The organism is Bacteroides rodentium JCM 16496, from assembly GCF_000614125.1.
GTDB lineage: Bacteria > Bacteroidota > Bacteroidia > Bacteroidales > Bacteroidaceae > Bacteroides > Bacteroides rodentium.
This window is the reverse complement of sequence record NZ_BAKJ01000018.1, coordinates 20,276-42,002: the sequence shown is the minus strand read 5'-3', so window position 1 is coordinate 42,002 and position 21,727 is coordinate 20,276. Positions and strand designations below refer to the sequence as shown.

The 21,727-nt window shown below is 46.0% G+C and carries 15 protein-coding genes and 5 pseudogenes; 14 read left to right on the top strand and 6 right to left on the bottom strand.

All coding sequences use genetic code 11. The annotated features are described in order from the left end of the window. Positions 1-59: 59 nt before the first annotated feature. The 12 genes and pseudogenes from JCM16496_RS09990 to JCM16496_RS23645 all read left to right on the top strand — a co-directional run bounded on the left by JCM16496_RS09990 (position 60) and on the right by JCM16496_RS23645 (position 12,027). The gene (locus JCM16496_RS09990; protein WP_025834022.1) at positions 60-2,057 is read left to right on the top strand and encodes an Mfa1 family fimbria major subunit; all 1,998 of its coding nucleotides are present in this window, start codon (positions 60-62) and stop codon (positions 2,055-2,057) included. Between the two features lie 13 nt (positions 2,058-2,070). Next, positions 2,071-3,114 carry a FimB/Mfa2 family fimbrial subunit gene (locus JCM16496_RS09985; RefSeq protein ID WP_025834021.1) on the top strand — a complete coding sequence of 348 codons (1,044 nt, stop codon included), beginning with the start codon at positions 2,071-2,073 and terminating at the stop codon, positions 3,112-3,114. An 11-nt stretch (positions 3,115-3,125) separates the two neighbouring features. After that, positions 3,126-4,181: a hypothetical protein gene (locus tag JCM16496_RS09980; protein WP_244440301.1), complete on the top strand. Its 1,056-nt coding sequence runs from the start codon at positions 3,126-3,128 to the stop codon at positions 4,179-4,181. Continuing rightward, on the top strand, positions 4,142-4,561 hold the full coding sequence (locus tag JCM16496_RS23675; RefSeq protein WP_244440300.1) for a hypothetical protein: 420 nt from the start codon (positions 4,142-4,144) through the stop codon (positions 4,559-4,561). Before JCM16496_RS09980 ends, JCM16496_RS23675 begins: the two co-directional genes overlap by 40 nt. Before the next feature lie 157 nt (positions 4,562-4,718). Next, positions 4,719-5,432, top strand: a complete 714-nt coding sequence (locus JCM16496_RS23670) for a fimbrial protein (protein ID WP_244440299.1) — start codon at positions 4,719-4,721, stop codon at positions 5,430-5,432. Positions 5,433-5,494: 62 nt separating this feature from the next. After that, positions 5,495-6,019, top strand: a complete 525-nt coding sequence (locus tag JCM16496_RS23665; RefSeq protein WP_244440298.1) for a hypothetical protein — start codon at positions 5,495-5,497, stop codon at positions 6,017-6,019. Then, positions 5,959-7,980 carry a hypothetical protein gene (locus tag JCM16496_RS23660; protein ID WP_244440297.1) on the top strand — a complete coding sequence of 674 codons (2,022 nt, stop codon included), beginning with the start codon at positions 5,959-5,961 and terminating at the stop codon, positions 7,978-7,980. The genes JCM16496_RS23665 and JCM16496_RS23660 overlap by 61 nt, the downstream gene beginning before the upstream one ends. A 504-nt stretch (positions 7,981-8,484) precedes the next feature. Then, positions 8,485-8,736, top strand: a pseudogene (locus JCM16496_RS09970) (PD-(D/E)XK nuclease family transposase); the annotation flags it as partial. A 53-nt stretch (positions 8,737-8,789) separates the two neighbouring features. Further along, entirely contained in the window at positions 8,790-9,410 is a 621-nt protein-coding gene (locus JCM16496_RS23655; RefSeq protein ID WP_369346659.1) for a DUF5106 domain-containing protein, read from the top strand. Continuing rightward, positions 9,410-9,769 carry a thioredoxin domain-containing protein gene (locus tag JCM16496_RS23650; RefSeq protein ID WP_244440296.1) on the top strand — a complete coding sequence of 120 codons (360 nt, stop codon included), beginning with the start codon at positions 9,410-9,412 and terminating at the stop codon, positions 9,767-9,769. Before JCM16496_RS23655 ends, JCM16496_RS23650 begins: the two co-directional genes overlap by 1 nt. 309 nt (positions 9,770-10,078) lie before the next feature. Next, complete coding sequence (locus JCM16496_RS09960; protein ID WP_244440295.1) at positions 10,079-11,401, top strand: hypothetical protein; 1,323 nt, start codon at positions 10,079-10,081, stop codon at positions 11,399-11,401. After that, complete coding sequence (locus JCM16496_RS23645) at positions 11,398-12,027, top strand: fimbria major subunit (protein WP_244440294.1); 630 nt, start codon at positions 11,398-11,400, stop codon at positions 12,025-12,027. Before JCM16496_RS09960 ends, JCM16496_RS23645 begins: the two co-directional genes overlap by 4 nt. 19 nt (positions 12,028-12,046) lie before the next feature. Here the strand turns inward: JCM16496_RS23645 and JCM16496_RS09955 are convergent, their stop codons facing one another. Then, a complete protein-coding gene (locus JCM16496_RS09955; RefSeq protein ID WP_025834018.1) occupies positions 12,047-12,250 on the bottom strand; it encodes a hypothetical protein in 204 nt (67 codons plus the stop codon). A gap of 275 nt (positions 12,251-12,525) precedes the next feature. Here JCM16496_RS09955 and JCM16496_RS24915 point away from each other — a divergent pair. Continuing rightward, positions 12,526-15,628, top strand: a pseudogene (locus tag JCM16496_RS24915) (response regulator). A gap of 91 nt (positions 15,629-15,719) precedes the next feature. After that, a pseudogene (dnaG, locus tag JCM16496_RS09945) lies at positions 15,720-17,821 on the top strand (DNA primase). A gap of 22 nt (positions 17,822-17,843) precedes the next feature. On the opposite strand, the gene folE reads toward dnaG, so the two are convergent. The 5 genes and pseudogenes from folE to JCM16496_RS09920 all read right to left on the bottom strand — a co-directional run bounded on the left by folE (position 17,844) and on the right by JCM16496_RS09920 (position 21,652). Continuing rightward, entirely contained in the window at positions 17,844-18,431 is a 588-nt protein-coding gene (folE, locus tag JCM16496_RS09940; protein ID WP_025834016.1) for a GTP cyclohydrolase I FolE, read from the bottom strand. Positions 18,432-18,440: 9 nt separating this feature from the next. After that, entirely contained in the window at positions 18,441-18,899 is a 459-nt protein-coding gene (locus tag JCM16496_RS09935; RefSeq protein WP_025834014.1) for an SPOR domain-containing protein, read from the bottom strand. A gap of 109 nt (positions 18,900-19,008) precedes the next feature. Next, positions 19,009-19,763: pseudogene (tpiA, locus tag JCM16496_RS09930) on the bottom strand (triose-phosphate isomerase). A gap of 65 nt (positions 19,764-19,828) precedes the next feature. Then, a pseudogene (locus JCM16496_RS09925) lies at positions 19,829-21,120 on the bottom strand (BT_3928 family protein). Continuing rightward, positions 21,110-21,652 carry a DUF1599 domain-containing protein gene (locus JCM16496_RS09920; RefSeq protein ID WP_005833349.1) on the bottom strand — a complete coding sequence of 181 codons (543 nt, stop codon included), beginning with the start codon at positions 21,650-21,652 and terminating at the stop codon, positions 21,110-21,112. Before JCM16496_RS09920 ends, JCM16496_RS09925 begins: the two are co-directional and overlap by 11 nt. Between the last annotated feature and the right edge of the window lie 75 nt (positions 21,653-21,727).

Here is a 21,727-nt window from a genome sequence, read left to right as displayed (position 1 = left end):
AAGAAAAAGAAATAGCAATATAGCTGAATACAAATAAAAAACTTTAACAATTATACACTATGAAACGAAAAAATTGGAGCCTTTTTTTCATTGGCATGCTGGCAATGTGTGCCATTGCGGGATGCAGCGACGACGAACTGAACGGCAACAAGGGAATAAATCCCGGACACCCGGATGATGCCGTGTATATGAATGTGACCGTGCAACTGCCCGTGGCAGGCGGAAACACAAGGAGTGAAACAGATTCTGACAATGACGATGATTATGGCACCAGTACAGACGGTACCGAAGTAGGAAAAGAGTACGAAAACAAAGTAAACGAAGTTCTTCTTGTATTGGCTGATACAGAGAACAAATTTATTGCTGTAACAACGCGTAAGTCATTGAATCCACAAGAAGGCATAGTCAGGACTACACAAAGTATAAACAAATCTACACTACATGAGTACTATCAGGCAAATGGCGGTGAAATCCTGAATACCGGTAAGGATAAGATTCATATTTACGTATTTTGCAATCCGACACAGGAATTGACCGAGAAATTTAAAGCGCTACAGCCAGGTAATACAGCGTGGACTAAGTGGGCAGGTACAATAACTGAACAACCTAATGGGACCGTAACCGAAGGAGGTGCCATTTGGGGAGGAAAGGAACACAAGGAGGGCTTTCTTATGACTTCTGCAACATACAAAAGCATAGAAAAATTTATTCCAAAAGAATTCAAGGACTGGGAGAATTATGCCAACGAATCCGATGCTTTTGATTTTTCCGGTGACAATCAAGCTGGCAGCAGCCCGGTAGACAACAGGGGTAATATCCAAGTTGAACGTACAGTCGCGCGTTTCGATTTCAAAGATGGAAGTCAGGAAGAGGAACCTAATACCTATATCTTTGGCGAAAACAATGAAAAGCAAGCAACATTGAAAATAGAGTTGACAAAGATGGCATTAGTAAATATGAGTAAAAACTTCTATTACCTTCGTCGTGTGTCAGATGATGGTTTGCCCGATGGCGACAATTTAAGAATTGGCGGAACAGAATATGATAACGGAGTTAGGGCAAACTATGTAGTAGATACGGATGCCAACGACAAAAATACAAAAAAGCATGACCATACATACAAATTCTCAGACGCCTTCAATTTCTGTTTAGGACACCAAACGGGAAACGTTTGGAGTATTGACCCTGCAGCAAGAAAACAGTGGTTTACTGAAACAATCAGCAACGTACTAAAGGGAGAAGATGATAATTCTGAGGGGTGGACTCCGGCGGATAAGCGGAAAGAGGATTATAAAATCTGGCGTTATGTGACAGAAAACACAATCCCCGGAATTAACAATCAAAACAACGGTATAACTACAGGTATTGTGTTCAAAGGAAAGATAAAACCGGTTACCGACAAAACACCTGAGAATTTGGCAAAAGTTTTGAATAGCCAAAATTTAGAAGGGAACGAATCCCCCAATGACCCGATTTTATATTATTATGCCAATAAGCTTTATGTCAGATGGAATGAAGTGCACAATGCAGCCATAGAAGCAGGAAAAGGTTCCGACCTTTATAATGCTGCCTTTGGAAAACCGGAGAATAATGTTCAAGAGACAACTGGCGTGAATGATACAAGTAAAGAAAAATACAGTAATGACCAGAACAGCCCGGATTATTTATGGCGGGCATGGCAGACAACAAGCACCGGCAAAGAAGCTGCTCTGAAAGCTTTCAAAAAAGCCGCCACTGACGCCGGCATCACCCTTTACCAGGCAAGCAAAGAAGGGAATGATGAAGAGGCAGGCTACTACTGCTATTACTTTTATTGGAACCGCCACAACGATAATGGCAACAACGGTGTGATGGGTCCGATGGAATTTGCCGTGGTACGCAACAACGTTTACAAACTGTCGGTAACTGAAATCAAACGTCTGGGACATCCACGCATCACCGAAAATGACCCCGACCCCGTAGACCCGGGAAAGCCCGATGAAAAAGAAGACGTCTACCTCAAACTTTCCGTCGAAGTACTCCCCTGGGTAGTTCGCGTAAACGACATTGAATTCTAAAAACAAGACAAGCATGCAAAGCAACAAGCGACATAGACTTTCAAGATTCGCAAGCAGTGCGCTCGTCGCCCTGGCAACAGCTGCCGCCCTCACGGCGGCTGTTGCCCTCGCCTCGTGCGAGCGCATCTTCGAAGACCTCGACCCGTGCCCCCACGGTGTATCGCTGCGCTTCGTTTACGACTATAACATGGAGTTCGCCAATGCGTTCCCTGCACAGGTGGACTGCCTGACACTTCTTATCTACGATGACGAAGACAACTACGTGGATACCAAAACCGTGACAGGCGCGGAACTGCAAGACGAGGACTACCGCATGAAGCTGGACTTGGAGGAGGGCGAATACCACTTTGTCGCCTACGGCGGAATGGCTTGTCGGGAAAGCTCGTTCGGCTTCGGCAACATCCCCGCCGAGGGAAGCCGGAAGCAGGAGCTGACCGTGGAGATGAACGACGAATGCCTGGTGCAACCCGTAGGCAAGCCACTGCACGACCTCTTCTGGGGCGAACTGACCCTCGCCACTGCCGACCTCTACAGCGAAGGCACCGTGAAGATGATGAAGGACACCAACGGCATACGAATCGTGCTTCAGCAAGCGGACGGAGGAACAGTGAACGCCGACGACTTTGACTTCGAGATTACGGACGACAACACCCTCTTCGACCACACGAACGACCTCGTGGCAAACGGCACCGCCACCTACACCCCTTGGGCACAAGGACAGGCACAGACGGGCGTAAGCATCGTGGGGCAAAGCCAAGTGGAGCCGATTCCTGTAGAGGTGGCCTACGCCGAACTGAGCACGTCGCGCCTGATGACGAAGAACGCACCGCGCCTGACCGTGAAACGGCATGCCGACGGCAATACCGTGATAGACCTCCCGCTAAACAAGTACCTGCTGCTGATGAAGAGCGACCGCTACCACAAGATGGCCGACCAGGAGTACCTGGACCGTGAAAGCCGCTGGACCCTCTTCTTCTTCCTGCAAGGAGGCACATGGCTGAACACGCGCATCGTGGTGAACGACTGGGTGGTAAGAATAAACGACATCGAAATGTAACAGAAAAGAACATGAGACGGAAGTATCTATATATCATTGCATTCTGCCTGCTCTGCTGTGCGGCGGGACTTACGTCGTGCACCGACGAATCGCCCGTAGCGCCACCGGCGGAGAAGGAGAATGCCGTATATCTTGCCTTTCGCGCTGCCGTGGCAGGTGCTTCCACACGTGCCGATGGGACGGAGGAACCCGATGAAGTGATAAAACGGCTGCAAATCGTCATCGTGTCGCAAAAAACGGGTGATGGCGCAGAAGGCTCCACGGGAACTACAAGCGGATGGACAGTAGAAGAAAACCGGGTTATCAGCTCCGGCAGCTCCTACGGCATACTTCTTTCAGACGAACATACTTTCAAGGTGGAAGCCGGCTGCCGGAAACGCATCTACCTGCTGGCCAACTGCAACGGGCTGAAAGATGCCAAAGGCGCACCGCTAAGCTTTGCCAACGAGGCTTTTCTGCCCGACGAGTCAAACGGCACCGCCGCCATAGACAGCTATGTATTCGCCCTGGGAACGGAGACCGGCAGTTACCAATATGCCACAGCCCTCAATGAGGGAAACGGCATACCGATGACCGCCATGTATGAAGTCGATATACCGGAACGAAGCGCTATACCGGAAAATTACATTGAGGATGACTTCTATACAGGAATTCCCCAGACATTGTACGTGGTACGTGCGGCAACCAAGTTTACTTTCAGCTTCAGGTATCAACCTAAGGAGGGGAATGAAGAGAGAGAAATCGCAGTAACCGGAATCAGCCTGAAGAAAGTCATCGAAGACCGCATGTATCTGATGCCGCATGTCCAAACGGGCACTGATGGAAAATATTGGGTGGTGGATGCAGCCAGAGAGCAACACACACACCTGCCGAAAGAGACCGGAACGGCAAGTGCAGGCACCGGTGTAGACTGGATAGACTGGATGGTGGAGGAAGCGAAGAAAGAAGCCCCCTCCGGCGATGCCCAAAAATACGAGTGGCTGACCGCTACAAGGTGCCGAATGCAGAAGAAGGAAAAGAGGAAACTGTGGAATTCTCTTATCAACCGGATGGAGACACAGAAATAAAGGTACCGAAGCAAAGCGAGTATCCTACTACCCCTGCTCTTGCCTTCTACCTGCCCGAAAGCAAAACAGTAAAAGCGGCAGAAACGGCAGACGACCTACTGTTGCAGGAATACGAAGTGACCATCCATACCAAAGAGAACCTCAAGCCGAAAGATGATGGATGGAACGAAAACGATTACTCTTCAGTGACAAGAGAGTATCACAGCGTATTGCTGCATCTGGCTTCCCTCTTCCGCAACACGCATGTCAAGGTACGGGTGACATTTAAAGATGATTCCGATTACAAATTGGATTGGGAAGTGGACGTGGAGCCTTATTGGTCTGTAGTGCTCGACCCGGTATTCGGACTGGACGAGAAAGCCGACCCGAAGAAACGCTAAACACCGAAGGAGCCTCCCCCCCAGGCAGTCCGAGAACTGAAATCTGCTATCGCTTTGACGCGGAATGAAGCGGATTAAGCGGATAAGAATATTAAAAATCCGCGTCATCCGTGTCATCTGCGTCTTCTAAATAATAAACAAAAAGAAAGCAACCGATATGAAACGTAACTTTTTAGCCTACATACTTTTGTGCATATTGTGCCTCGGCAACACCGCCTGCCAAGACGATTTGCTCTACAACGGCGGCGAGATAGGCGAAGGCGAAAGCCTTGTCAGCGCCACCGTGAAGTTCAAAAACCTGACACCTGCGCTGGAGGCCGACACACGAACGGCAGGAGATGCCATCAAGCTGATTCAGAGCCTGCACGTGGTGGTGTATAATGACAAAGGGGAGTTGCAGAAGATATACAGGCTGAAAGAAGCAGAAGAGGGCACACCGGGAGAGGGAGAATATACACTTACGGAAACCGATAGAACAAATGAAAAAAACACTGAAACTATAGGCGGTGAGAAGCAAGGCCTTCCTTCTGCCGAAACACAGACACCCCATGCCGACTTTAAGCTGAGAATCCCTTACGGGCGCTATATGATTTATGCGGTGGCGAATATGGAAGACCTTGAAACCAATTATGCCGAAGACATAAAAACTGCCGACGGTCTGAAAAGCATTTCCCTCCAATGGAATAAGGAGATAATAGCCAACAACCAGATGTTCGGCCATTTCACCGTTACGGGAAGCGCACAGAACGACGAAGTGGCAGTGATAAACCAGGCAACCACCAAACTACACGCCTGGATACGCCGTGCGGCTTCCAAGGTGACGATTGCTTACGATGGTTCTACCTTCACGAGAATGTATATATCTACCTGAAATCGGTTACCATCAAGGATATACCTACGGAATGCTATTTAGGCAAGGAAAGCACCATCAATATGGATTCTAATGATGACATTGAAAATTATGGAGGCCTTATAAAAGAAGGCGAAAGCATCACGTATGCCACAGGAAAAAACTACGATGAACACTGGCCGGCACGCATCACGAAAGGTAAACCGTATTATTATTACATCAATAAAGAGTATAAAGGAGTCTCTGTATTGAGCAAAGACTACAAAGACAAAGAGCAGGAGTATGCCAAACTGGCACATGGAGAGACCAATGAAGCACTCTTCTTCTACGAAAACATGCAGGGAACGGGAAAAGACAAACGACAAGATGCTACCGGACCTGACGGAACAGGAGAACCAGACGGAGCACTGGATGCTCCGGGACTTCCTGGAAACGAAACCTATATAGCCAAAGACAATAAGCCCTACGGCACCTACATCGAAGTAAAAGCCTACTACGTCTCCAATGCCGAAGGCGGGTGGGCAACGGTGACATCACTTACCGCTTCATGCTGGGCAAGAATATCACTACCGACTACAACGCCGAACGCAACCACCACTACAAACTGACACTGAAATTCAACAAATATGCCAATGATGTGGATTGGCACATCGAATACAAAGAAGAGAAACCGGGTATCGAAGCGCCCAACCCCTATTATATCTCTTATCTGTATAACCGAACCATGAACCTGCCTATAAAGATTAATACGGGAGGCGGAACGCTTACTGACTTAAAAGCCGAGATTATTACAAACAACTGGGCACCCAAAGATGCTTATACCGGTAATGCAGACCAGCTGGACTATGCGTATTGGTATGATTATGATGTGACGTCAAGAAAAGATTACAGCGGAATAAATGAGAATAATGCCAATCAGCCTTGGAATGGCTTCCTTTCATTGCGCAAGACCAAATACAAGATATTGACAAATATTTTGGAAGAGAGTAGTGAGGGGGTGCACTATATAGTTAATAATCAGAATTATTATGATACAAAACAAATCGGTACCCGAACCTATTTGCAGGACAAAAAAGAGTTTGAAAATGAGGAAGAGGATGGAAAATTTACAATTACCTCCAACGAAAATGAACACACTGTAAATGTAACCATTCCTTTTTATACGCGCGCCAAACAGATGATTATCACAACCGGATACACAGGGAATAACCCTTATGTGGCTTACCAGCGTCGGGCTACAGTAAAACTCACAGCCATATTGCAGATGCCGGGAGGCGAGTCTAGAGAGTTGACAGAAAATGTAGAAATATTGCAAGTAAGACGCCTTGTCAATCCCAAAGGAATCTACAGAAAACACGATAACAACACACCTTTCCATGTAAAACTCCTCAGGTTGCCTCGGGAGAATGCGACAAATTTTGTAGAATTCACATCCGAAGGGCCGTGGAGAGCAGAAGTTGTAGAAGGAAGCACCTCAAATTTTATCAACCTAAACGGACAACAACAGGTAGAGGGCAATACGGGAACCCCCATTGACTTTATGGTGAATTTTAGTGGGGGGTGCGGGGAAAACGAAAATCGTTATGCCGTAATTAGAGTAAACTACCACAACTATACTTGCCAGCACTTGATATTTGTACGGCAAGGAGATGCTCCCGACGCATTGCTGGATGGTGGCGCCAAATGGCATGCCCATAACTTGGTAACAGCTTCAAGTGAAGCCACTTCACCACTGGACGAAGGCTCGTTGTTCAAATTGGGAAACATGGCAAACCCGATTGCGGCAAGTAACCAAAAATACGAAAAGGAATGGATTAATGTAGAACCATCATTTTTCCCATCACACACTGCAACATATAACCCCTCATTAAAAATCGCAGGAACTGATTCTGAAATGCAGTGGAGCGCAATTCCCACAATTGCTCCTGACATACTAGAAGACGGCAAAACGATGTGGCAATACGAGAAAAATACCCAATCTACTCCGAAAGAGGTAGGCAAGTTCAGCTTAAAAGGAGCACGAATAGCCGAATATGAAGACTTTCGCGCTTTATTTCTATCTGACAAAATAGAACAAGGATATGGTGTACTATATGGCAATGATGCAACAGAAACCGCAACTACCATATCGGGCGCATACCAATATGGTGCTGGTTCTAAAACTGCTGGTATGCGAGGGTGTTTTGTATATAACAAAGAGACATGTAAGAATCTGTTTTTCCCCATAGGGGCTTCCGGCTATGGACATCGCAAACGATATGATGCGCTTAATCCAAGCGACGCAACTAGTATGGGAATACTTCGCTATTCATCCGACCGATATGATAAATATCCTGAAAATGGGAGCCAACCAGGTGAAACGTTAAAAGAAAAGCCACTATTTTATGACTTGTATATGCGCCCCGGCGCCATTTATTGGTTTGATAAACAAGCGACAGTAAAAGGCGGTAAATCCCTCGGCTGGGATATCAACTATTTTACTTTTGACTTTAACTATATTTCAAAAATGAAAGTAAGCAGTAATATTTGGCACAATGACGCCTGCTTCATCCGCTGTGTAGAAGACTAATAGTGATAATATTTCAGGCCGAAGCACCTTGAATCTTATAGCCCGGGACATCCCTCCCGGGCTTTTATAGTAGAACAGAATTAAGTTACTCCGCATTTCACCTCTTTTCTTCGCAAGTCATTTCTACAACCCGGACACCTGAATGCCCCGGCCATGCCGTTTCAGGGGCAGCGACCGCACTTTGACAGACTCCGGTGTTTGAGCCGTCAGACACCGGTGTCCAAGCTGTCAGGTACCGGAGTCTGAGCCGTCAGAATCCGGTACCTGACAGACGGCCTACATTATCCACAATCCCGTATCAGATATATATATAATCCATGAAACCCTCCCGGGCTTTTTCATGTCCGTTCTTCTTATAAACTTACCATTGACAAACAGAGGTTAGTTACTATCCATCCCCGTGATGACTTTTTAGTGCTGCGCACACACAAATAAGCACAAAGCGGCTTTGAAGAATGAATTTTTTATCCCTATATTTGTCGGTACAACTAAAAATCCGGCATCATGGGAAAATTCATCAATCCGTTCACCGACTGCGGTTTCAAGAAAATCTTCGGACAGGAGATTACCAAAGACCTGCTCATCGACTTCCTCAACGACCTGCTGGAGGGAGAGCGATTCATCACCGACCTCACCTTCCTGAACACCGCGCAGATTCCCGAGCTGGAGACCACCCAGGGCAAGAAAGGCAGCGAGTGGCAGTCCGACATCAAGGCAGTGTATGGCGTGTTCTTCATGAATTTCGTCTTCGACAAGCTGGAGCAGATAGCCAGCGTGGCATCTTTCAGCCAGCAGGAACTGGAAAGGCTATGAAGACCATGAACGGCCACCTGTCTTCCGCATCATTGACGCGGCTTCTCCTGCTACACTGCCTCCTGCTGCTTGCCGGCTTCTGGGGCAGCATCAGCGCCCAGCAGCCCCTATCCCAAGAGCTGCCCCTGCCCTCCGTGCCCACCACCCTGCGCACCCCCCACGAGCGTGCCGCCTACATCCTGGCACACTTCTGGGACGGTCTGGATTTCGCCGACACCCTGCGCAGCCGCCGCCCCGACTTCGTGGAGCAGAATCTTGCCAACTTCCTTTCCCTCTTCCCCCATGCCCAAGAGGAAGCCCGCACCGCCGCCGTCCGCCGGCTGATGCAGCGCGCCGAAGCCGACAAGCCCGCCTACCTGCTGCTGGCGGAACTCTCTGAGAAGTACCTCTACACCCCCGGCTCGCCCATGCAGAGCGAAGAGCACTTCATCCCCTTTCTGGAAGAGCTGGCCCGCACCCCTATCCTGGACGATACCGAAAAGTCGCGCCCCCGCTTCCTGCTCTCTGCCGCCCGGAAGAACCGCCCCGGCACCACAGCCACCGACTTCGCCTACCACACTGCGGAAGGAAAACTACAGACGCTACACGCCACCCCTCCGCCCCGCACCTGCTCCTAATGTTCTACAACCCCGACTGCACCCACTGCCGTCAGGCCATCGCCCAGCTGCACGCCGACAGCCTCTTCAGGCAGATGCTGCACGACGACCGGCTCACCGTGCTTGCCATCAATACCGAAAGCGACCATGAAACCCCGCCCCGTCCCGAAGCACATCCCCACAACGGAAACGAACTGCCCGACGGCTGGATAGCCGGAACCGCCACCTCCACCGACAACGAACCGTATGTATTCCCCACCATGCCCACCCTTTACCTGCTGGACAAAGAAAAACACGTCCTCTTGAAAGAGGCACTGCCGGAACAAGTTCTTGCGCGCCTTGCAGAAGAAAGCCGGAATCAACTCCGGCACAAAAAGTGATTTCAATCCTGCACAGCCTTTACCTTTTATGGCTTTCTCCCTATTCATTGGCAATCCACAGACAATTGATTTTCAGTTTTTTGCTACTTCCCTCTTGCTACTTCCGCAAGTTTTCTCAGACTTTCGTGAAAAAGAGAAAACGGTATTTCCCTCACTTTTTATCAACATCAGTATGGTACTATGTTGCTTTACAAATCATGTTAAACCAATGTTTATTCATGAAAAAACAGAAATATAATAGTAAAAAATTGGGAACTATTACCAATTTGTTTTATTTTTGTACGCCGAAATTCTTAATAAATTTACGCTATGAAAAAGAGAAACCGGAACATTTTTTTTATCAGCATACTGGCAATATGCACCATGGCAGGTTGCGGCAACCCCGCTGACAAAAAAGCAGGCGTAAAAACAGATGTAAAGCCGGACAAGTCTGAAGATGTGGTGTACGTAAATGTACAAGTGCAACTGCCTACAGTGAATACAAATGCGGATAATGAAAATAATAAGCCCGACAGCATTGGCAATACAAACAATGCCGCAACAAGAGAGTTCGAGAACCGGGTGAACAACATCCTGCTTGTGCTGGCCGACAAAGATGACAAATTCATTGCCTGCGGCGAACAAGCATCGTTGGCAGTCCTCAACAAAGCAAAAGGCACTGTCGGCACCGTCCAGAAAATAGACAAAGCCGCACTGGCTGCCTATTATAAGGCTGACAGTACGAAAGAAAAAGACAAAATTCATATCTACGCCTTTTGTAACCCTACGAATGAACTAAAAGACCTCTTCAAAGAGCATTTCATGCTGAAAGATTTCATGTTGGAAGAATGGATACACAAAACCGAAAACATTACTGAAGATGCCAATGGCAACATAATAAGAGGAGAAGCTGTGTGGGGAGGAAAAGACCATCAACATGGATTCCTGATGTCTACCGCAGACAGAGCGTGCATTGAAAAGAATATTCCCCCAAAAATGGAATATTGGGAAAAGTACACCCAAAAGAATACTCCCTTCAACTTCTCCGGCATGAACCGGCAAGGCGCTAAAGAAAAAGAGATAAACAACGAAGGCAACATCCTGGTGGAACGTGCCGTAGCACGTATCGACTTCAAAGACGGAAGTAAAAACGAAGACCAAACCTACGTGCTGGGAGATGATGAAAACAACGCCACCCTGAAGGTGAAACTGACCAAAATGGCACTGGTGAACATGAGCCGCGACTTCTACTACCTGCGACGCGTGTCGACCGACGGCAGCAATACCGGCGCACTGATTTGCGGAGCAGAATACCGCCATGGTCCCCAAACCAACTACGTGGTAGACACAGATGCTACCATAAAAAACGGAATTGACAAAAACATTGACAAAGGTTATCCCTTCAAGGATTACTTCAACTTCTGCCTCGGCAACTACGAAGGAGGTAACTGGCACATTGATGCCACTGCACGCAGCCAATGGTACACCTCACTGATTTCAAAAGTCATCAAAAATAAGGGAAAAGACTACCACACATGGCGCTATGTAACCGAAAACACCATTCCCGGCATAGAAATGCAACAAAACGGAATCACTACCGGCATCGTACTCAAAGGACAAATCATGGCGACCGACAAAGCTCCCGGAAATTGAAGGATGCCATTGCAAACGCCAAGGGAAATCCGACCAAAGACCCTATCCTTTATTCCTACGCCAATACACTCTACGTGACATGGGAGGAAGTGCGCGAAAAAGCATTCCAGGCAGAAGAGAACAGCAGGTTCTATAAAGCCGTATTCGGAAATGAAAAAAAGAAGAATCTCACCATAAAAGGCAATGGGCAGGCAGCCGTCTACAGCGCAGACCAAACAAGCCCAGACCATTTGTGGCAAAAGTGGCATGAACAGAACATTAACAACGAAGCATTCCAGGCAGATTTCAGGAAAGCCGCCAAAAAAGCGCAGTTCACCCTTTATCAATCGAGCACGGACAACTACGACGCAGCAGGCTATTACTGTTACTACTTCTGCTGGAACCGACACAATGACAACAACGATGACACCGTGATGGGACCGATGGAGTTCGCCATAGTGCGCAACAACATTTACAGACTTTCCGTAACCGGAATTAACCGTCTGGGACATCCGCGTATTTCGGAAAACGACCCCGTTCCCATAACTCCGAACACCCCAAATGAAAACAACAGGCACTACCTTACGCTATCCGTTGACGTAATCCCCTGGAGAGGTGCATTAACCACCTGGATTCCTAACAACTGACATGGAAATAACAAAAAAATCACATAGGCAAATAGGCCGCCACCTCTTTTGAAGTGCTGCCTCCACCCAGGCCACCCACTCCAACCACACGGCCCAATACAAGACCGCTGTGATTGTGGTTCCTTTGCCGCAAAGCATCCAGGTTTATCGGTTTTCTGCCATTGTCCTTCAGCCTGCTCTCACACGCATTCACCTCCATGTCGAACTCTTCGGAGGCGAACATGAAAGTACCGTCTTCTCCGGACGGTGCATCATTTGAGCAAACGTTCCAAAATAATGTTCCGCATAAACTCCCTCTCACTCTTGTACGCACCTGCCAGATAATATAGAACAATAATTACATTAAGATTAAGCATATACAACAAAACATATTGTTAATTATTTTAAATTTCAACGATTATATTTTAAGATTAAAATGCATATGTATTATTTTTGTATAAATAATGCATATGGCAATCAAATTGTTATTAGACAACATATTACTTAAAAAGTTAAGTTATGAAAGTATTTTTATTTAAAAGATGTACAATTAGCTTATGCTTCATTTTTCTATATTTAAACTTGGCTTTTGCCAATGAAACCATTGTCGGTAAACACCGCAGATTACTTATTATAAACTCGTACAATGAAAGCGCACCCTGGAGCCAGGAGCTTATAACCCCTATCCTACTGCAAACATCTTCCATAGAGGATATCACAGCCGATGTAGTACACATGAACGGGACGTTTATCCGTAATGACTCATCATATATCCGGATGGAGAATGGCATTTTCCAACGTTTCCGGAAAAAGAAGCCTGATTATCTCGTACTTATCGGCAACATGGCTTTTACTTTAAGGGAACGTATTTTGAGCGAGTGGGGAAATATCCCGATGGTATTGATAGGCAATGAAGACACGTATGCCACCCGGGAATATTATTTCACCGGACGTCCTATACACATGCCCGATAACGCCACAGCTCCTTTGGCCGACCTACGGCAACAATACAACTTTACCTTCATTGAAACGCCGTATATGTACAAAGAGACCATCGACATGATGGTACAGATGCAGCCCAAAATGAAAATTATTGTATTTGCAGCAGATGAACTCTATCATAACCAAGACCTGGACCGGCTTATTCATGCTATATAACGTCACAGTATCCAAACCTCCGCTATAAACGTTTAATAGGTAATGAAAGAAACCAAAACGAATTACAAGCCTATCTGCTAAATGATGAACCGGAGATAGGTATGCTTTTTTCCACATGGTTTTACGAACGTAAGAACCTGCTCGGTTTTCCTACACTCATCAGCGGAGACTTCCAGCTGGTTGCATCGTCGCCCCAGCCCGTATTTGCACTAAGAAGTGCCTATGTGGGCAAAGAGGGATTTGTGGGAGGATATTTCTATGACCGCATGGAAGTGCAGAAGTCACTTTCTTCGGCACTCAAGCAGATATTCGAAGGAGAAGACGCACGGAATATCCCGTTTGAATACAGCAAACAATCATATCCCCTCATCAACTATTCACAGCTACAGATAGACGGTCTTGACGCCACCCTTTGTCCGATGAACACGGTATTTATACATAAACCGCTTACATTCTGGCAGAAATATCAATGGTGGATTATTTGTGGAGTAGTGCTGATACTCTCACTACTTATCATAGCTTTAGTCATTTATTGGTTCCAACGAAAGAAGATCGCCTTGCTAAGTGCCCATGATACCCTTTTACGCAACATGCCGATATCTTATACCCAGATAGAGGTTTTCTTCGACAAAACAGGACAAATAGCAGATATGAGCTATCGGTGCGGCAACATCATCTTCAACAACCAGTTTACGCCAACCGCTGATGGTTCACAAAAAAATGCCTTTTCCCAAATAGAGCACCTGACACATTTCATGGAAATGGTATTCCAAGAAAAACAAACAGTAACATTTACTCATTACTTCAAACAAACAAACAGCTTTTACGAATTCATTCTCTGCCCGGCATCCCAAAAACACACTTTGGATGTCTTCGCTGTAAACATTACAGCTCGTAAAGATGCCGAAAACACATTACGAGAAACTAACAAAAAGCTGGAAATGACACTGAGCATAGCGCGCATCATACCATGGCGCTGGGATTTAAAAAAAGAATTAATCTATTGCGAAGCACAAAAGATATTAGACCATATGAACTTTACAAAAGAGAAAAGTTCCACAGACCAAGTAGATATTATCAAGGCGTCAGAATATTTCCGAAAGATACATCCGGAAGACTTCGAACGTATGCACCAAGTACATAAAAATCTCATTTTAGGAAAGTTGCAACATGCCAGAGAAGAGTATCGCATTATCACCGAAATAGAAGGACGAAAAATAATAGACTGGATGGAAACCAATGCAGTAGTTGATCAGCGCGACAAAAATGGCTGTCCGATATCGCTTGTCGGTTCCCTTTTACTGATAACAGAACGTAAAAGACAAGAAGAAGCGCTTATCCGGGCACGAGAAAAAGCCCAAGAGTCCGAACGGTTGAAATCTGCATTTCTGGCCAATATGAGTCATGAAATACGTACTCCCTTGAATGCCATCGTAGGATTCTCCAGCTTACTGACTGCAACCGAAAACGAAACCGAACGTAAAGAGTTCATCAGCATTATAGAAACCAACAACCAGTTGCTATTGCAACTGATAAGTGACATTCTCGATCTTTCAAAAATAGAAGCAAATACACTGGAATTCAAATATCAGAATGTTGATTTAAATCAGTTGGCAAAAGATGTGGAAAACACAGTACGAGACAGACTGCAACCAGGTGTTGTCCTACGATTCGTTCCAGGGGAACCTGTTTGTTATGTACAGACAGAACATAACCGTCTCTCTCAAGTCCTCATCAACCTGCTAGTCAACGCTGCAAAATTCACAGAAAAAGGTGAGATTATGTTTGGATACAAAATCCGTGGAGAAGAAATCTATTTCTACGTAAAAGATACGGGAATAGGTATCTCACTAGAGAACCAGAAGAAAATATTTGAACGGTTTACCAAAGTAAACACCTTTATACAAGGAACGGGATTAGGACTCTCAATATGCAAAAACATTGTCACAAGAATGAAAGGACGCATCGGAGTAGATTCCGAAGGAGAAGGTAAAGGAAGTACTTTCTGGTTTACAATACCCTATAAACCGAAAGAGGTTCAAAAGGAAACTAATCTAACAGTAATGCCTCTTTTGAACGAGAAAATTAAGGAAAAGCCAACAATCCTGATAGCTGAGGACAACGAAAGCAACTATATGTTGTTTGAGTCTATCCTACAAAAGATTATGAGTTGGTTCACGCTTGGAATGGAGAGGAAGCCGTGGAACTCCATCAAAAGTTTCATCCGCATGTGGTTATCATGGACATCAATATGCCAAAAATGGATGGATATGAAGCAACTCGCGAAATACGTAAAATCTCCAAAACGGTACCCATTATTGCAGTAACGGCATACTCCTTTGCTTCAGACAAAGAAAAGATTATGCAGAATGGCTTTAACGGATATATGTCCAAGCCGGTTGATATACAAAGATTAAAAGAAAAACTCGACTATACAATCCACGGGAAGTTTATGATGATGTAGGACTCCAGTCAGCTCTTTCCTATATGATATTTTTTGATTATCCAAGAAATATCATGTACTTTTGCACAAGTTAGAAATTAGAAAAGAGACAATGATAGACCAACCCACCATAGACCGCATACTTGATGCCGCACAAATATACGATGTCGTATCCGATTTCGTTACCCTGCGCAAACGCGGTGTGAACTATGTGGGTCTGTGTCCTTTCCACGATGACAAAACCCCTTCTTTCTATGTATCCCCCGCCAAAGGGCTCTGTAAGTGCTTTGCCTGCGGAAAAGGAGGAAATGCAGTGCATTTCATCATGGAGCACGAGCAGATGTCTTATCCTGAGGCACTGAAGTATCTCGCCAAAAAATACGGTATTGAAATCAAGGAGCGCGAACTATCCAGTGAAGAGAAGATAGCACAGAGTGAACGGGAAAGCCTCTTCATCGTGAACAACTTTGCCCGCGACTACTTCCAGAATATCCTAAAGAACCACGTAGACGGACGGAGTATCGGCATGGCCTATTTCCGCAGCCGCGGCTTTCGGGATGACATCATCGAGAAGTTCCAGTTGGGCTATTGTACCGAGAGCCACGATGCCCTTGCCCAGGAAGCTTTGAAGAAAGGCTATAAAAAGGATTATCTTGTCAAGACCGGCCTCTGCTACGAGACGGACGACCACCGACTGCGCGACCGCTTCTGGGGGCGGGTCATCTTTCCGGTACACACTCTCTCCGGCAAGGTGGTGGCTTTCGGGGGACGCGTGCTTGCCGGCGCCACCAAAGGCGTCAAGGTGAAGTACGTCAACTCGCCTGAATCGGAGATTTACCATAAAAGCAATGAACTGTACGGCATATATTTTGCCAAACAAGCCATTGTGAAACAAGACCGTTGCTTTCTGGTCGAAGGTTATACGGATGTCATTTCCATGCACCAATCGGGCATAGAGAACGTGGTTGCCTCTTCGGGCACGGCATTGACACCCGGACAAATCCGGATGATTCATCGTTTCACCAACAATATGACAGTGCTCTACGACGGTGATGCTGCCGGTATAAAGGCTTCTATCCGAGGCATCGACATGTTGCTGGAAGAGGGCATGAATATCAAAGTCTGCCTCCTGCCCGACGGTGACGACCCGGACTCCTTTGCCCGCAAACACAATGCGACGGAATTTCAGGCCTTCATACAAGAGAATGAAACGGACTTTATCCGCTTCAAAACCAATCTGTTGCTGGAAGATGCTGGAAAAGACCCCATCAAGCGTGCCGAACTTATCGGAAACCTTGTGCAGAGCATTTCCATCATTCCCGAAGCCATTGTGCGCGATGTCTATATCAAGGAGTGCGCCCAATTATTGCACGTAGAAGACAAACTGCTGGTTTCTGAGGTTGCCAAGCGTCGCGAAAAGCAAGCCGAGCAACAAGCTGAGCGGGCAGAACGTGAGCGTCGGTCGGCCAATGCCGCAAGAGCCAATGCAGAAGCAGGTGTCAATGGCAGTCATACTGCAGCTACAGCTACCAGCCCCGACGCACAACAAGCTGGCTATCCGCCCGAATCACTGCCTGCCGGTCTCCCTTCCGAAACACCTCCACCTTTTCCACCCGAGGAAGAATATGTATCCTTCATCCCGCAAGAGGCAAGGAGGGCCAGGAGTTCTATAAATACGAACGACTTATTCTGAAGATGGTAGTGCTCTATGGTGAGCGGGTGATGTGCAATGTCACCAATGGAGAGGGGCAGGAAACCCCTATCACTGTAACTGAATATATAGTCAATGATTTAAAAGAAGACGAACTTGCCTTCCACAATCCGCTTCACCGGCAAATCCTGACAGAAGCTGCCGAACGTATCCACAATGAGGGTTTTACCGCCGAACGGTATTTTGTGGCGCATCCCGACCCCGTCATCAGCAAGCTGAGCGTGGAGCTTATCAGCAACCGCTATCAGTTAAGGAAATCACAGATAGAACAAATGGTGACGGACGAAGAACGCCTCTATGAGCTAATTCCACGGTTAATGATAAACTTCAAATATGCCATCGTCTGCGAAGAATTGAAGCATACCCTATTTGCGTTACAGAACCCTGCCATAGCCAATGATGAAACCCAGTGTAACAGCATCATGGAGCGCTACAGCGAATTGAACAAAGTAAAAAGCATCATGGCAAAGCGGCTGGGAGACAGAGTCATCCTAAATTTTTAAATTCAATTCGGGGAGTTCTCCATCAAGAATTATGCCTGATTAAATTCATAAATTCCTCGCGGGTCTTCGCTTGGTTGAATGCTCCGGTAAAATCGGATGTAGTGGTAATGGAGTTCTGTTTCTCTACTCCGCGCATCTGCATGCACATGTGTTTGGCTTCCACAACAACCATAACCCCCAGCGGATTCAGCGTCTCCTGAATACACTCTTTTATTTGGAGAGTCATACGTTCCTGCACTTGCAGGCGATGAGAGAAAATATCCACTACGCGGGCTATCTTGCTCAGTCCGGTAATGTAGCCGTTAGGAATATATGCCACATGTGCCTTTCCGTAGAAGGGAAGCATGTGATGTTCGCAAAGTGAGAAGAAGTCGATGTCTTTCACAATCACCATCTGGCTGTATTCTTCCTGGAATTTGGCCGAACGGAGCACCTCGTGCGGGTCCATATGATACCCTTTCGTCAACGACAACATGGCCTTCGCCACCCGTTCAGGTGTCTTCTGCAAACCTTCACGTCCGGCATCTTCACCCAGCAGAGTAAGGATGCGGTAATAATGTTCCTTCAGTTCATCTAATGAAGGAGATACAATTTCTTCTTTTCCTAACATGATAATTCTTTATAAGGGGATGTTTATCTGCTCTTTCACGATAGAGACTTCCTTGAATACACCGGTAGCCCGCAACTGACGCATCATGGCATCCGCTTCTTCGATACTGCGGAAATCTCCTGCACGGCACAGCCAACGGGGAGGATTGAAAGAGGTATAAACTGTAAGTTCGGGAAAATATTCCTTGATGCGGGTAGCTACCGCATAAGCTTCGTTCTTGGCCTGACGGGTATTATTCCCTGCATAAGCTTGTATGCGGTAACCCGAACTTTTAATCACTTTCCGCTCATCCGAACCGGCAGGAACATACTCCGAACCTATCAATGCCGCAATGCGCGCATCTTGATGGATAGTCACCTTGCCTTGTCCCGGCACATTACGTTCCAGGCTTTTCACAATATTGTTCTGCGCTACAGAAATCGTTGCAAAAGCGAAACATGCAACTAAAAGTAAACCAAGCTTTTTCATGAGTCAATATCTTTATATAACGGAAATTGGAAAGCTGAAAATGGAAAACAGAAAATGAAAAACAGTCATGCAATCCATTTTCAATTTTCAACTTTCAGCTTTCAACTATTTAATTAAAGGCATCGATGATACCCTTGAAGTCAGAAACCTTCAAGGCAGCACCACCAATCAGACCGCCGTCAACATCCGGGTTGGCAAACAGTTCCTTTGCATTAGAAGGCTTGCAGCTGCCACCATAAAGGATAGAGCAGTTGTCAGCGATTTCCTTACCATACTTTTCAGCAATCAATGAACGGATGAAAGCGTGGATTTCCTGTGCTTGTTCTGCAGTAGCAGTCTTACCGGTACCGATAGCCCAAACCGGCTCGTAAGCCAAGATAATCTTAGAGAAATCTTCGGCAGACAAAGAGAATACAGAAGCCAGCTGAGCGGCTACCACTTCATTCTGCTTGTTTGCTTCACGTTCTTCCAATACCTCACCGATACAGAAAATCGGAGTCAGACCGTTAGCCAAAGCCAATTTTACTTTTTCTTCCAGAATAGCAACTGTTTCACCATAGTAAGCACGACGTTCAGAGTGACCCAGAATGACATATTTTGCACCGGTAGAAGCAACCATAGCAGCTGATACTTCGCCGGTATATGCGCCTGATTCCTTGTCTGCACAGTTTTCTGCACCTACACCAATCTTGCAGCGTCTACCAAAGGAGTAACAGATGCCAGGTGGATAAACGGAGTACAGATGATTACATCACAGTTAGGCTTTTCGTTAGCCAATGTTTCATTCAGTTCTTTTGCAAGAGCAATACCCTCTTGGAGGGTTTTGTTCATTTTCCAGTTTCCTGCAACAATGTTTTTTCTCATTTTGTTTTATTATTAAAAGGGTTAATGTATTTACTATTTGACAATTTACTATTTACTATTTGATACTATTGTTGTCTGAGGCGTTGTTTCTCCCGGCGCCTTACGACTAAAATATCGACACAAAGCACCATCATCAGAGGAATGATGAACCACAGCAACACATAGCCTATTGTCTGTAAGTCACTTTCCTGCTTCTGCCTGCCCAATTCCAACTTGTCCAGGCTATCGGTCAGCACATATTCATCAGGCAGCCGGTTGTCACTCCACTTATTCAAAATTGTTCCGTCCTTTACCAACAACAGACCGGGATTTGAACGGATAATGGTCTTCAGCGTAATATCATCTGTCTGGCAGAAAGGGTATTCCGCTCCAGTCTTGTCACGCCACAATTCTATCTCGTCTTCCGGAGATGAAGTCAAGGCATAAAAGCCATAACCATGCTCCACACTGTAATCGTATATTTCATTGATAAGGTCGATGTTACTGTCGTCCGCTCCTTCTATCCGATGGGCAACCAGCAGAAACGTATATCCTTTATCCGACAGTACGCTGTCCGTTATATCTTCCCATGTATCCAGACTCATCATGAAAAATCATGAATGGGAGGTTCATAACCTTTTTCCTTCAGTATCGTACGCGATTCTACAAACGTCCATGTACTGTCCGGATAGTTATCCAATGTAAATTCCTGACGCTTTCCTCCTTTTTCCAAAATGAACCGGCTTTCAAACACGCTTGGTTTGGCACCTTCCGGAATTTCCATGCCCGCCTTGATATTCGCTCCAATTCTGTAAGGTCGGAAATCAAGTATCGGCAAATTCTCCAGGCAATAGAAGGACAACGCAAACACAAATAGAAACGTATACATGGAAATCATCCACTCCATCTTCGGAGTAATGAAACGCACCAGTAAATCCTGCCACTTGAATACAGATACTGCCGCCGCCAACAAGACTACGTTCTTGCCGAAAGTCTGCCAATTGGTCAATATCCACGCATCACCGAAGCATCCGCAGTCGGATACCGGATTAGCCAAAGCCAGATAAAGTGTCAGCGGAGTCATTACAACCATCAGCAATAATGCCAATGCAGATGCCACCTTCCGGCGTATACCCAAAAACAAGAAAACACCTACACTGAACTCTATGGCAGACAACGCTATCCCTACCAGCAAGGGCGCATAAGAAGGAAACCAGGAAATCATGCCGAAAGCCGTCAGGTAATCTTGAATTTTATAAAAGAAACCCAACGGATCAACAGCTTTCACAAATCCGGAAAATATGAACAAAGCCCCCAACAGAAAACGGCAGAGGTTCACCCAAACTTTCCCGACAATATGTTTCTTGTCAATCTCCAAATTCAATCTTAATTAAGCCGAATACAGAATAGTTAATCATATCCATATAGTTGGCATCAATACCTTCCGAAACCAAAGTCGCTCCGGACAAGCTTTCAATCTGCTTTGTCCGATAAATCTTCATCAATATCAAATCCGTATACGAACTGATACGCATACTACGCCAAGCCTCATCATAATCATGATTTTTGGCAAGCATCAACTCCAAAGAGGTTTTGGCATATTTATCATACAGCACCAACGCCTCTTCATTGGTCATATCGGCAGCTTCGGCATAACCAAGCTCCAACTGTATCAATCCTACAATTCCATAGTTGACAATAGCTATGAATTCAGAACGGATGCCTTCGTCTACCAAAGTCACCCCTTTCGTTTCAATACTTCTGATACGGTTGGCTTTGATGAATATCTGATCTGTTACGGAAGACGGACGAAGAATGCGCCACGCCGGACCGTAATCATGAAGTTTCTTAGAGAACAAGTCACGGCAAACCGCAATGACATGTTCAAATTGTTGCTTGGTATCTTTCATTTCCTTTTTTCACAGTGCGCTGCAAAGATAGGAATAATTAAAGAAAAAGAAAAAGAGGGCACTCTAAAATCTATT